11 protein-coding genes are annotated in these 12,675 nt (G+C 67.9%); 7 read left to right on the top strand and 4 right to left on the bottom strand.

Translation table 11 applies throughout. The features are described 5' to 3' along the window. Both SLQ33_RS13500 and argH read left to right on the top strand, forming a co-directional pair. Complete coding sequence (locus tag SLQ33_RS13500) at positions 1-1,200, top strand: argininosuccinate synthase (RefSeq protein WP_319454331.1); 1,200 nt, start codon at positions 1-3, stop codon at positions 1,198-1,200. Beyond that, positions 1,197-2,609, top strand: coding sequence for an argininosuccinate lyase (argH, locus tag SLQ33_RS13505; protein ID WP_319454332.1), 1,413 nt, complete (start codon positions 1,197-1,199; stop codon positions 2,607-2,609). The genes SLQ33_RS13500 and argH overlap by 4 nt, the downstream gene beginning before the upstream one ends. On the opposite strand, the gene SLQ33_RS13510 is transcribed toward argH, so the two are convergent. Next, on the bottom strand, positions 2,606-4,354 hold the full coding sequence (locus tag SLQ33_RS13510) for an ABC-F family ATP-binding cassette domain-containing protein (RefSeq protein ID WP_319454333.1): 1,749 nt from the start codon (positions 4,352-4,354) through the stop codon (positions 2,606-2,608). The two genes, argH and SLQ33_RS13510, sit on opposite strands and share 4 nt — an antisense overlap. Positions 4,355-4,478: 124 nt before the next feature. Here SLQ33_RS13510 and SLQ33_RS13515 point away from each other — a divergent pair, with 124 nt between their 5' ends. The 3 genes from SLQ33_RS13515 (at position 4,479) to SLQ33_RS13525 (ending at position 8,262) form a co-directional block, all read left to right on the top strand. Beyond that, a complete protein-coding gene (locus SLQ33_RS13515; protein WP_319454334.1) occupies positions 4,479-7,454 on the top strand; it encodes an acyl-CoA synthetase in 2,976 nt (991 codons plus the stop codon). Between the two features lie 88 nt (positions 7,455-7,542). Then, complete coding sequence (locus tag SLQ33_RS13520) at positions 7,543-8,049, top strand: hypothetical protein (RefSeq protein WP_319454335.1); 507 nt, start codon at positions 7,543-7,545, stop codon at positions 8,047-8,049. 6 nt (positions 8,050-8,055) lie between these two features. Beyond that, positions 8,056-8,262: a Trm112 family protein gene (locus tag SLQ33_RS13525; protein ID WP_319454336.1), complete on the top strand. Its 207-nt coding sequence runs from the start codon at positions 8,056-8,058 to the stop codon at positions 8,260-8,262. On the opposite strand, the gene SLQ33_RS13530 is transcribed toward SLQ33_RS13525, so the two are convergent. The 3 genes from SLQ33_RS13530 to SLQ33_RS13540 are packed head-to-tail and all read right to left on the bottom strand — an operon-like array spanning position 8,259 to position 10,395. After that, complete coding sequence (locus SLQ33_RS13530) at positions 8,259-8,882, bottom strand: TetR/AcrR family transcriptional regulator (protein WP_319454337.1); 624 nt, start codon at positions 8,880-8,882, stop codon at positions 8,259-8,261. The genes SLQ33_RS13525 and SLQ33_RS13530 overlap by 4 nt on opposite strands. Next, entirely contained in the window at positions 8,879-9,697 is an 819-nt protein-coding gene (locus SLQ33_RS13535; protein WP_319454338.1) for an ABC transporter permease, read from the bottom strand. The genes SLQ33_RS13530 and SLQ33_RS13535 overlap by 4 nt, the downstream gene beginning before the upstream one ends. After that, positions 9,631-10,395 (bottom strand): ABC transporter ATP-binding protein, encoded by a 765-nt coding sequence (locus SLQ33_RS13540; protein WP_319454339.1) that lies wholly within the window; start codon positions 10,393-10,395, stop codon positions 9,631-9,633. The genes SLQ33_RS13535 and SLQ33_RS13540 overlap by 67 nt, the downstream gene beginning before the upstream one ends. A gap of 58 nt (positions 10,396-10,453) precedes the next feature. Between SLQ33_RS13540 and SLQ33_RS13545 the strand changes: the two genes are divergently transcribed. Both SLQ33_RS13545 and tyrS read left to right on the top strand, forming a co-directional pair. Next, a complete protein-coding gene (locus tag SLQ33_RS13545) occupies positions 10,454-11,065 on the top strand; it encodes a DNA-3-methyladenine glycosylase (RefSeq protein WP_319454340.1) in 612 nt (203 codons plus the stop codon). 17 nt (positions 11,066-11,082) lie between these two features. Continuing rightward, positions 11,083-12,351 (top strand): tyrosine--tRNA ligase, encoded by a 1,269-nt coding sequence (gene tyrS / locus SLQ33_RS13550; protein WP_319454341.1) that lies wholly within the window; start codon positions 11,083-11,085, stop codon positions 12,349-12,351. Positions 12,352-12,675: the final 324 nt, after the last annotated feature.

The following is a 12,675-nucleotide window of genomic DNA, read 5'->3' on the forward strand; positions in this document are numbered from 1 at the left end:
ATGTCCGAACGCGTCATCCTGGCGTACTCCGGTGGTCTGGACACTTCGGTGGCGATCAGCTGGATCGGCAAGGAGACCGGCCGCGAGGTGGTTGCCGTGGCCATCGACCTCGGCCAGGGCGGCGAGGACATGGAGGTCATCCGGCAACGGGCGCTCGACTGCGGCGCCGTCGAGGCGGTGGTGGTGGACGCCCGCGACGAGTTCGCCAACGAGTACTGCCTTCCGACCATCAAGAGCAATGCGCTCTACATGGACCGCTATCCGTTGGTGTCGGCGATCAGCCGTCCGCTGATCGTCAAGCACCTGGTGGAGGCGGCGGGCGAGCACGGCGGCGGCATCGTCGCCCACGGCTGCACCGGCAAGGGCAACGACCAGGTGCGCTTCGAGGTCGGATTCGCCTCGCTGGCACCCCATCTCGAGGTGCTGGCGCCGGTCCGCGACTACGCCTGGACCCGCGAGAAGGCCATCGCGTTCGCCGAGGAGAACGCCATCCCGATCAACGTCACCAAGCGCTCGCCGTTCTCGATCGATCAGAACGTCTGGGGTCGAGCGGTGGAAACCGGCTTCCTCGAGCACCTCTGGAACGCCCCCACCAAGGACGTCTACGACTACACCGAGGACCCGACGGTCAACTGGAGCTCGCCCGACGAGGTGATCGTCGGCTTCGAAAAGGGCGTGCCGGTGTCGATCGACGGGAAGCCCGTCACCGTGCTGGAGGCCATCGTCGAGTTGAATCGCCGTGCGGGCGCCCAAGGCGTCGGGCGGCTCGACGTGGTCGAGGACCGATTGGTCGGCATCAAGAGCCGCGAGATCTATGAGGCGCCAGGCGCAATGGTGCTCATCACCGCCCACACCGAACTCGAGCACGTGACGCTGGAGCGCGAACTCGCGCGATTCAAGCGGACCACCGACCAACGCTGGGGTGAGCTCGTCTACGACGGGCTCTGGTATTCGCCGCTCAAGCGTGCGCTGGAGACGTTCGTCGACCACACCCAGGAGCACGTCACCGGCGAGATCCGCCTTGTGCTGCACGGCGGGCACATCGCGGTCAACGGTCGTCGCAGCAGCGAGTCGCTCTACGACTTCAACCTGGCCACCTACGACGAGGGCGACACCTTCGACCAGTCCAGTGCCAAGGGTTTCGTGCACGTGCATGGGCTGAGCTCCAAGATCGCGGCGCAACGAGACTTCCGCTCGTGACCACCAACGAGGGCTCGCTGTGGGGCGGCCGGTTCTCCGACGGTCCCTCGGAAGCCCTTGCCGCGCTGAGCAAGTCGACCCACTTCGACTGGGTGCTCGCACCGTACGACGTGAGGGCGTCGAAGGCGCACGTCCGCGTGCTCTTCTCCGCAGGCCTGCTGACGGAAGAGCAGCGCGACGGGCTGCTGGTCGGGCTGGACAGCCTCGGTGACGACGTTGCGGACGGCAGCTTCGGACCACTGCCCACCGACGAGGACGTCCACGGTGCACTCGAACGCGGGCTGATCGACCGCGTCGGCGACGAGCTCGGCGGCCGGTTGCGGGCGGGTCGCTCGCGTAACGACCAGGTGGCCACGCTGTTCCGGATGTGGTTGCGCGACAACATGCGCGACGTCGGCAACGGCGCACTCGACGTCGTCGCCGCGCTGGCCACGCAGGCCGCGAGCCATCCGACGGAGATCATGCCGGGCAAGACGCACCTGCAGTCGGCGCAACCGGTGCTGCTCGCGCACCACCTGCTGGCACACGCGCATCCGCTGTTGCGCGACGTCGAGCGCATCGTCGACTTCGACAAGCGGGCCGCGGTGTCGCCCTATGGATCCGGCGCGCTCGCGGGCTCGTCGCTGGGACTGAACCCCGACGCCATCGCCGAAGAACTCGGATTCACGGCGGCAGCCGACAACTCGATCGATGCGACGGCCTCGCGTGACTTCGCCGCCGAGGCGGCGTTCGTGCTGGCGATGATCGCCGTCGACCTGTCTCGGCTGGCCGAGGACGTGATCCTCTGGAGCACCACCGAATTCGGCTACGTTACGCTGCACGACTCCTGGTCGACCGGCAGCTCGATCATGCCGCAGAAGAAGAACCCGGACATCGCCGAGCTCGCACGAGGCAAGTCGGGCCGGCTGATCGGGAACCTCACCGGCCTGCTGGCCACGCTCAAGGCTCAGCCGCTGGCCTACAACCGGGACCTGCAGGAAGACAAGGAGCCGGTGTTCGACTCCGTGGCACAGCTCGCACTGCTGCTGCCCGCCGTCGCCGGACTGATCAGCACGCTGCGCTTCGACGCCGACCGGATGGCCGAGCTCGCGCCGCTCGGCTACACGCTGGCCACCGACATCGCGGAATGGCTGGTGCGGCAAGGCATTCCGTTCCGGGTTGCGCACGAGGCGGCGGGCGCCGCCGTTAAGGCGGCCGAGGCCCGCGGCGTCGGACTCGAGGAGCTCGCCGACGACGAACTCGCGGGTATCCATCCCGGGTTGACGGCCGAAGTGCGCGACGTGCTCACGATCGCCGGCTCGGTGAACTCGCGCGACGCCCGCGGCGGCACCGCACCGGTTCAGGTGGCCAAGCAGCTTGGCGTGGTGCGAGACACCGCGGATCGACTCAGGATCGGCCTACGGCCCTAGTCCTCGGCCAGCGTCAGCCACTCCTCCTCGAGTGCTTGCTGGCGGGCATGCAGCTCGCGTAGTTCGGAGTTGAGCTCGCTCACCCGCACGTGGTCGGATGCCGCATCGGCCATCGTGGCGTGCAGGGTCGCGATCCGCTGATCGACCTTGCCGAGCTGACTCTCGATGCGCGCCAACTCCTTTCCCGTACGCCGCTCGCGGGCTGACGACGATTCCCCGCGCTCGGCCGGACGCACGGCCACCGGTGCCTCGGCGGCGGCGCGGTCCGCCAGGTACTGCTCGATGCCGCCGGGCAGCAGCACGCAACGTCCGCCGCCGGGTAGCGCGTAGGTGACGTCGGCGACCCGCTCGAGAAAGTAGCGATCGTGCGTCACCACGATCAGCGTGCCTGGCCATCCGTCGAGATAGTCCTCGATGACGTTCAGCGTGTCGATGTCCAGGTCGTTGGTCGGCTCGTCGAGCAGCAGCACGTTCGGCTCGTCGAGCAGCAGCCGCAGGAACTGGAACCGCCGCCGCTCTCCGCCGGAGAGGTCGGCCAGGCGCGTGGTCAGTTTGTCGCCGGTGAACCCGAAGTCCTCCAGAAGCGTCGCCGTGCTGACTTCCTTTCCGCTGGCGACTTCGGTGATTCGCTTGGCACTTTCGACGGCGTCGAGCACGCGGTCGTTGGCGTCCAACTCGACCAGGGCCTGACTGAGATAGCCGATCTTCAGCGTCTTGCCGCGCTTGATGGTGCCCGAGGTCGGGGGCAGTTCACCGACCAGCAGGTTCAACACCGACGACTTGCCGGTTCCGTTGACGCCGACGAGGCCGATGCGCACGCCAGGCCCGATCGACCAGTCGAGCTTGTCCAGCAGAACCTTGCCGCCCAGCTCCAGCACGACGCGATGCAAGTCGAACACGTCCTTGCCTAGCCGAGCCGTGGCAAAGCGCTGCAGCGCGAGCGAGTCCCGCGGCTCCGGTTCGTTGGCAATCAGGTCGTTGGCGGCTTGAATGCGGAACTTCGGCTTCGACGTGCGCGCCGGTGGGCCCCGGCGCAGCCAGGCGAGCTCCTTGCGCATGAGGTTGCGCCTTCGCGCCTCGGTGCCCGCCGCGATGCGCATACGTTCGGCCCGGGCGAGCACGTACGCCGCGTATCCGCCCTCGTAGGCATCGACGCTCCCGTCGTGGACCTCCCACGTCCGCGTGCACACGGCGTCGAGGAACCAGCGGTCGTGGCTGACGACGACCAGTGCCTTCGAACGTTGCGCGGCCAGATGCTCGGCCAGCCACGCGATGACCTCGACGTCGAGGTGGTTCGTCGGTTCGTCGAGCACCACCACGTCGTGGTCGGCCAGCAGTACGAACGCGAGCGCGACCCGGCGCCGTTCACCGCCGCTGAGGCTGCCGACGGCGCTGTCGAGATCCAGCTCACCCAGCAGATGCGAGACCACGGCTCTGGTATCCGCGTCCGCCGCCCAGATGTGGTCGGGTTGCCCCGCGACGATCACGTCGCGGACGGTCGCATCGGCGGCGAAGTCGTCCGCCTGCCGCAGGTAGCCCACCGACGACCCGGAGGTCTGGGTGACGCGCCCCGAGTCAGGCGTGCGGGTTCCGGTGAGGACCTCCAACAACGTGGTCTTGCCGTCGCCGTTGCGCCCGACGACGCCTATCGCGTCGCCTTCGTCCACGCCGAGGCTGACCCCGTCGAGCAGGGTGCGCGTACCGAAGCTCACGGAGGCGCGTTCGAGGTTGATCAGGTTGGCCATCAGGCGCTGATCATAGGGTGCGCGGCGACGGCCGCCGTCCGCCCAATCCCGGCGGGACGACCAGCTCGCTGTGCCATGATGACGTCGGCAATCGGGGGATTCGAGATCGCAAAAGGGGAGCCCAGTGGTCGATTTCTCGGCATTCACCCGGCCGGTCGGGCGGCTCGTGGCGACCGCTCAGAACGGGCTCGAGGTGCTGCGCTACGGCGGTCTGGAGACCGGCGCGGTGCCCTCGCCGTTCCAGATCATCCAAAGTGTGCCGATGTACCGGCTGCGGCGTTACTTCCCGCCGGACACCCGGCCGGGCGCCACGCCCGCGGGACCGCCCGTGCTGATGATTCACCCGATGATGATGTCGGCCGACATGTGGGACGTCACCCGACACGAAGGCGCCGTCGGCATCCTGCATGCCGCAGGCATCGACCCGTGGGTCATCGACTTCGGGTCGCCCGACCAGGTCGAAGGCGGCATGGACCGCAACCTGGCCGATCACGTCGTGGCGCTGAGCGACGCGATCGACACCGTCAAGGAGGTCACGGGGCGCGACGTCCACCTGGCCGGCTACTCCCAGGGCGGGATGTTCGCCTACCAGACCGCGGCGTTCCGGCGTTCGAAGGACCTGGCCAGCATCGTCGGCTTCGGGTCGCCCGTCGACACGCTGGCCGCACTGCCGATGAACCTGCCCCCCAATCTCGCCGTGGGCGTCGCGGACTTCATGGCCGACCACGTGTTCAGCCGCATCGACATCCCCGGGTGGTTGGCGCGCACCGGCTTCCAGATGCTCGACCCGATCAAGACCGCCCAGTCGCGGCTGGACTTCGTGCGCCAGCTGCACGACCGCGAGGCCCTGCTGCCGCGCGAACAGCAGCGTCGGTTCCTGTCGAACGACGGGTGGATCGCCTGGTCGGGGCCGGCCATCGCCGAACTGCTCAAGCAGTTCATCGCCCACAACCGGATGATGAGCGGCGGCTTCTCCATCCACGGTGACCTCGTCACTCTCAGCGACATCGACTGCCCCGTGCTCGCCGTGATCGGGGAGGTCGACGACATCGGCCAGCCGGCGTCCGTGCGCGGCATCAAGCGCGCCGCACCGCAGGCCGATGTGTACGAATACCTCATCCGCACAGGACATTTCGGCCTCGTCGTGGGGTCCAAGGCCGCGATGCAGACGTGGCCGACCGTCGCGGCGTGGGTCAAGTGGCTCTCGGGCGACGGTGACCTGCCCGGTGACGTCGTCCCGATGGCGCTGCAACCCACCGAACCCAGCGAGAGCGGGGTACCGCTCGCCTCCCGCATCGCGCACGGCGCCGCAGCGGCGACCGAAATGTCCTTCAGCGTGGCCCGTTCGGCCGCCGACGCGTTCGTCGCGGCCAACAAGTCCGCCCGCGCACTCGTCATCGAGACCGCCCGCACGCTGCCCCGACTGGCGCGCCTCGGCCAGATCAACGACCACACCCGCATCTCGCTCGGCCGCATCATGAGCGAGCAGGTCGACGCGACGCCCGACGGCGAGTTCCTGCTGTTCGACGGGCGCGTCCACACCTATGAAGCCGTCGACCGACGCATCAACAACGTCGTCCGCGGGCTCATCGACGTGGGGGTGCGGCAGGGCGCGCACGTCGGCGTGCTGATGGAAACCCGACCCAGCGCGCTGGTCGCCATCGCCGCGCTGTCTCGGCTCGGTGCGGTCGCGGTGCTCATGCCACCCGACGCAGATCTGGCCGAAGCGGCCGTGCTTGGCGGCGTGTCCGACGTCATCGCGGACCCGAGCAATCTCGCAGCGGCAAGCCGACTTCCACTGCGGATCCTCGTGCTTGGCGGCGGCGAGAACCGCGATCTGCACCTGCCCGGCGACGCCGACGTCGTCGACATGGAGCAGATCGATCCCGACGTCGTCGCACTGCCGGGCTGGTATCGCCCCAACCCCGGGTACGCCAAGGACCTCGCCTACATCGCGTTCGCGACCGTCGGCGGCAAACTCGTCGCCCGCCAGATCACCAACTTCCGGTGGGCGCTGTCCGCGTTCGGCACGGCGTCGGCGGCCAACCTCGGCCGCGGCGACACCGTCTACTGCCTCACGCCGCTCCATCACCAATCCGGCCTGTTGGTGAGCCTCGGCGGCGCCGTCGTCGGCGGTACGCGCATCGCGCTGTCACGCGGCCTGCGCCCCGACCGGTTCGTCCACGAACTCCGGCAGTACGGCGTCACCGTCGTCTCCTACACGTGGGCGATGCTGCGCGACGTCATCGACGACCCGTCGTTCGTGCTCAACGGAAACCATCCCGTGCGGCTCTTCATCGGGTCGGGCATGCCGACGGGCCTGTGGAAGCGCGTCGAGGAGGAGTTCCAGCCTGCGCACATCGTCGAGTTCTTCGCGACGACCGACGGACAGGCCGTGCTGGCCAACGTCTCCGGCGCGAAGCGTGGCAGCGAGGGCCGCCCCCTGCCCGGCGGCGGACACGTCGAACTTGCCGCGTACGACGTCGACGACGACCTCATTCTCGAAGACGAGCGCGGCTTCGTCCGCCTCGCCGCACCCAACGAGGTCGGCGTGCTGTTGGCCCATCCGCGCGGTCCCATCGACCCGACGGCGTCCGTCAAGCGCGGGGTGTTCGCTCCTGCGGATACCTGGGTGTCCACGGAGTACCTGTTCCGTCGCGACGAGGACGGCGACTTCTGGCTCGTCGACAACCGCCGTTCGGTCATCCACACCGAGCGCGGTCCGGTGTTCAGCGCCGCCGTCAACGACGTCGCAGGACGGGTCGGCGCCGTCGACCTCGCCGTGACGTACGGCATCGAAGTGGGCGGCAGGCAGCTGGCCGTGACGGCCGTGACGCTCTGCCCTGGGGGCAGCGTCCCGACGGCCGACCTCAATGCGGCGTTGGCCGAGTTGCCGGTGGGCAACCGGCCCGACATCGTGCACGTCGTGCCGGACATGACGCTCGGAGCGTCGTACCGGCCGCTGCTGGGACCGCTGCGTGCCGCGGGGCTGCCCAAACCGTCGCGCTATGCGTGGTACCTCGACGACGAAACGGGCGTGTTCAAACGCCTGACCGCGGCCGTTCGGGCCGAACTGGCCGGTGGAGACGGAGACGAATGAGCCCGTGCGTCACTCGCGTCACACTGTTAGGCTCCCGCTGGCGGCAGGTCGCCGTTCGGGTCGGGGAACCCCGCGCAATGGAGGATCGATGACATCGCAAACCAGCAGCATCACGGGCTGGCGGCGCGCCGTCACGACGGCCTTGGCAGGCGGCGCGCTCGCCGCTGGACTGGTGGTGGGCGCGGCCCCCGCGCTGGCCGACCCCGCGACTCCGAGCACTGAGGCAGACGCTCCCGCGGCGGGCGAGCTCTCGCCGGACATGACGGCCGACCAGGCCCTCGCCATCATCGCCACGGACTACGACACTGGTGCCGGCGGTGGCCAGGTCTCCGTTCTGATCCACAAGATCATGACGCTCCGTTCGCAGGGATACATGGCGTCGGCATCCAACCGCGCGGCCATCGTGGACGCATTGGAGAAGCGGCCCAACCAGGCCCCGTTGGTCGAGGCGCTAGAGGCCACCCTTAAGTTTCAGATGAGGAACAAGATGCGTGCCGCGTCTCAACCCCAGCAACCCACGACCTTCGGGGTCACTCCCGGCGGCGTTCCCGGCAACAACGGCGCGATCATGGTCCCGATCGCCCCCGGTCAGTAAGTCGACGTGCTGTCCGAACGGCTCCAGGCGATTCTGGTGTGCCCGGAGGACCGCGGCCCGCTCCTGCTCATTGAGGACGAGGCGTTGTACAACCCGCGGTTGCGACGGCTCTACCGCATCGAAGACGGGATTCCCGTGCTGCTGGTCGACGACGCGGTGACGATCACCGACGACGCCGAACACGAACGCCTGCTCGAGCGCGCGAAGGCCTAGCCGAGTCCCGGTAGGTCACCGGTGAGATAGCGCTGCAGGTTGGGTGCGATGGTCTCGGCGATCTGATTGACCGGCAGCGACTTGAACGGCTCTAGTTCCAGGATGTAGCGCGCCATCACGACTCCGACGAGCTGGGATGCGACGAACTGCACGCGAATCCGCCCGGACCCCGGGGGATTGTCGACGCGGCTGCCGACTTCTATTGCAATCACTTCCTGCAGGAAAGTACGGATCAGCGAGACGTCGCTGCCCGACAGCAATGACCGCAGGGTCGCGATGAACCCGGACCCCATTTCCGAGTCCCACAACGGCAGCAGCAGCGACGGCAGCGTCAGTCCGAGTTCGTCGACCGGAGTGGTGCGCATGGGGCCGATGACCAACATCGGGTCGATGGGGATGTGGATGGCCGCGGCGAAGAGTTGTTCCTTGATGCCGAAGTAGTGGTGCACCAGCGCGGGGTCGACGTCGGCGGCGGTGGCGATCGCCCGGATCGACGTCTTGTCGAACCCGTTGCGCGCGAAGAGTTCTCGCGCACACGCCAGGATGCGTTCGCGGGTGTCCGACGTGCCAGGGGGGCGGCCGGGCCGCTTGCGCCGACTGCGGGAATGCGAGGCCGTCACGGCGTGCGGCGCCGCAAGGTGGCCGCGGCCAGTGCGAGTGCGACCACGGCGAATCCGATGACGATGGCGATGTCCCGAGCCGCCGTAGCGGTCAGGTCGGGATAGGCGCCGACCTGCCGGAGTGCCTCGAGTGCGTAGCTGGCGGGCATGGCGTTGCTGATCCACTGCAGCCACTCGGGCAGCACGGCGCGGGGGACGATGATGCCGCACAGCAGCAGCTGCGGCACGATGACCACCGGCATGAACTGGACCGCCTGAAACTCGGTGCGCGCGAACGCGCTACACAGCAGGCCCAGTCCGACGCCGAGCACGGCGTTGATGATCGCGATCACGAACACCAGGATCGGGCTGCCCGCGGTGTCCAGACCCAGGAGCCAGAACGACACCACACAGGCCAGCGTCGCCTGCGCGGCCGCAGCGATCGAGAAGGCGGTGCCGTAGGCGGCCAGCAGGTCGAGCCTGCGCAGGGGAGTGGTGAGGATCCGCTCGAGCGTGCCGGACACCCGCTCGCGCTGCATCGTGATGGACGTGATGAGGAACATCACGATCAGCGGGAAGACTCCCAACATGATCAGACAGGCGTTGTTGAACGGCGACGGCACCCCGGGTGGGTGCGGCACGTCCTGGAACATGAAGTACATCAACGTGATGACCAAGCTCGGGACGACGAGGATCATCGCCACGCTGCGGTGATCACCGGCGAGCTGCCGCAGTATTCGGACCGTGGTGGCGACGTACGCCTGTGGGCTCAGCCTGCTGCGACTGCGGTGCTGTGCCGGATGACGGACAGAAACGCTTCCTCCAGTGACGTGCATTCCGTGTCCTCCCTGAGTCGACGTGGCGTGGTGTGCGCGAGGAGGTGACCCTCCCGCATCAGTAGCAGGTCGCCGCAATGGTCGGCCTCATCCATGACGTGGCTCGATACGAGCAGGGTCGTTCCGCGGCGGGCGAGCTGGTCGAACTGATCCCAGAGGTCGACCCGCAGCACCGGGTCGAGCCCGACGGTGGGTTCGTCGAGCACCAGCAACTCGGGGTTCGATACCAGTGCGCATGCCAACGAGGCGCGGGTGCGCTGACCGCCGGAGAGGTTGCCGCACAAGGCTGTTCGGTGATCGGTGAGACCGACGGCCGAGACGGCCTCATCGGCGGCGGTGGCCTCCGATCCGTACAACGAGGCGAAGTAGCGCACGTTGTCGATCACCCGCAGGTCGTCGTAGATGGTCGCGTCCTGGGTGACGTAGCCGACGCGGCTGCGCAATTCGGCGGAACCGGCAGGTTGGCCGAGCACCGTCACCGTCCCCGATGCGATCACCTGGGTGCCGACGACACAGCGCATCAACGTGGTCTTGCCGCAGCCCGACGGGCCGAGTAGTCCCGTGATGGTGCCTCGGGCGATGCGCACCGTGACGTCGTCGAGTGCTTTGCGCTTGCCTCGGATCACTGTCAGCTGCTCTACCGAAACGGCGGGTTCGGCGCCTCGCCGGATTAATTCATCACTCGATGAAGTCATCATGCGATGAATAATGCGCCCGGCCGACAGCGGTGTCAAGACCACCGGGCACAATCGCCGTATGAGTCCCGGGCCGCTTGCGGTGGATCCCGTCGAGGCCGCCAACCGCCTGCTCGGAGCCCGTCTCACGGGTCGGGCGGCGTCCGCGACGATCGTCGAGGTGGAGGCCTATGGCGGCCCGGCCGACGGACCGTGGCCCGACGCTGCATCGCATTCGTTCCGGGGGCGTGGCGGCCGCAACGTGGTGATGTTCGGCCCCGCCGGACGGCTCTACACCTATCGCAGTCATGGCATCCACGTGTGCGCCAACGTCGTGTGCGCATCCGTCGGTGTTGCGGGCGCGGTCCTGATCCGTGCTGCGGCGATGCACGACGGCGTCGACGTGGCGCTGTCCCGTCGAGGGCGGCCGCTGCCCACCAGGGCGCTCGCCCGCGGTCCCGGCAACCTGTGCCAGGCCCTCGGAATCACCATGGACGACAACGGAATCGACCTCTTCGCATCAGACGGCCCCGTCACGCTGACCCTCGCCGACCCGCCTGCCGCACGGTGCGGTCCCCGTGTCGGCGTGAGCCAAGCCGCGGATCGACCGTGGCGGTTCTGGCTGCCCGACCACCCCGAGGTGTCGTCGTACCGACGTAGTCCGCGGGCACCCGCACCGGGCGACAGCGATTGATACGGGAAGATCGACGCATGGGCATCCTCGAGGAGCTGGATTGGCGTGGGCTGATAGCTCAGTCGACCGATCGCGACGCGCTAGCGGCGGAGCTCGCCGCGGGGACCATGGCCGTGTACTCGGGATTCGACCCGACCGCACCGAGCCTGCACGCAGGCCATCTGGTGCCCCTGCTCACCCTGCGACGCTTCCAGCAGGCAGGTCACCGACCGATCGTGCTCGCGGGCGGCGCGACCGGGATGATCGGCGATCCCCGCGATACGGGGGAACGGACCCTCAACACCGCTGACACCGTGGCGGATTGGTCATCGCGCATCCGCGGCCAGCTCGAACGGTTCGTCGAGTTCGACGCGTCGTCCACCGGTGCCATCGTCGAGAACAACCTGTCGTGGACCGGGGAGTTGTCGGCGATCGAGTTCCTTCGCGACGTCGGCAAGTACTTCTCCGTGAACGTCATGCTCGACCGGGACACGGTGCGGCGCCGGCTCGAGGGCGACGGCATTTCGTACACCGAATTCAGCTACATGCTGCTGCAGGCCAACGACTACGTCGAGTTGCACCAGCGCCACGGTTGCGGGCTTCAGATTGGCGGCTCCGACCAGTGGGGAAACATCGTCGCAGGCGCGCGGCTGGTGCGACAGAAGCTGGGCGCAACCGTGCATGCGATGACGACGCCGCTGGTGACCGACTCCGAGGGCAAGAAGTTCGGCAAGTCCACCGGCGGCGGCAACCTGTGGCTCGACCCCGCGATGACCAGCCCGTATGCCTGGTACCAGTACTTCGTCAACACCACCGACGCCGACGTCGTCCCGTACCTGCGGTGGTTCACCTTCCTGCCGGCCGAAGAGGTTGGTGACCTCGAGCGGGCGACCGCCGAACGCCCGCATGAACGGGCCGCGCAGCGCAGGCTCGCTCAAGAGCTCACCTCCCTGGTCCACGGCCAGGCCGCCACCGATTCCGTCGAACACGCCAGCGGCGCGCTCTTCGGCCGTGGCGAGCTAGCCGACCTCGACGAACCGACGCTGGCCGCCGCGCTGCGGGAGGCCGCCGTCGCCGAACTCCCTGCTGGGGGACCAGACGGGATCACCGACCTCCTGGTGGCCACCGGACTGTCGCCGAGCAAGGGTGCGGCGCGGCGAACGATCGCCGAGGGTGGGGTTTCGGTCAACAACGCCCGCGTCGAGAGCGACGAGTGGGTGCCCCAGCCGTCCGACTTCCTCCACGGCCGATGGTTGGTGCTCCGTAGGGGCAAGCGGAATATCGCGGGGGTCGAACGCGTTGGATGAATGGTACGGGAGTACCGATGTGCCGAAAGCGCCCTCTACCAGGCGATTTGACTCGCTGTTATCCCTGACGTAACTTAACCAAGTCGCTGCGACACGGGCCAAAACCCGGAGAGCGCGGCGGCATCCCAGAGGGAAGCCCACTTCGGTGGGTGTCCTCTTCTGTCCGCACTACGACTAGCGGTTTAAGCCGCGGGGTCGTTGCGCGGTCGGAGCGGGTGTGTTGTTTGAGAACTCAATAGTGTGTTTGGTGGTTTTTGTTTGTTTGTTTTTTGCCATGCTCTTTTTTCTCGTTTAGGGGTGTGGTTGTTTTATTGAAGATGCCAG

This window comes from Mycobacterium sp. RTGN6 (assembly GCF_033804605.1).
Classification (GTDB): Bacteria; Actinomycetota; Actinomycetes; order Mycobacteriales; family Mycobacteriaceae; genus Mycobacterium.

Bases quoted from the DNA above. Each gene is read 5' to 3' on its own strand.
- SLQ33_RS13500 (WP_319454331.1), top strand. From the start codon at position 1: ATGTCCGAACGCGTCATCCTGGCGTACTCCGGTGGTCTGGACACTTCG.
- SLQ33_RS13510 (WP_319454333.1), bottom strand. From the start codon at position 4,354: ATGGCCAACCTGATCAACCTCGAACGCGCCTCCGTGAGCTTCGGTACG.
- SLQ33_RS13520 (WP_319454335.1), top strand. From the start codon at position 7,543: ATGACATCGCAAACCAGCAGCATCACGGGCTGGCGGCGCGCCGTCACG.
- SLQ33_RS13535 (WP_319454338.1), bottom strand. From the start codon at position 9,697: ATGCACGTCACTGGAGGAAGCGTTTCTGTCCGTCATCCGGCACAGCAC.
- SLQ33_RS13540 (WP_319454339.1), bottom strand. From the start codon at position 10,395: ATGATGACTTCATCGAGTGATGAATTAATCCGGCGAGGCGCCGAACCC.
- SLQ33_RS13545 (WP_319454340.1), top strand. From the start codon at position 10,454: ATGAGTCCCGGGCCGCTTGCGGTGGATCCCGTCGAGGCCGCCAACCGC.
- tyrS (WP_319454341.1), top strand. From the start codon at position 11,083: ATGGGCATCCTCGAGGAGCTGGATTGGCGTGGGCTGATAGCTCAGTCG.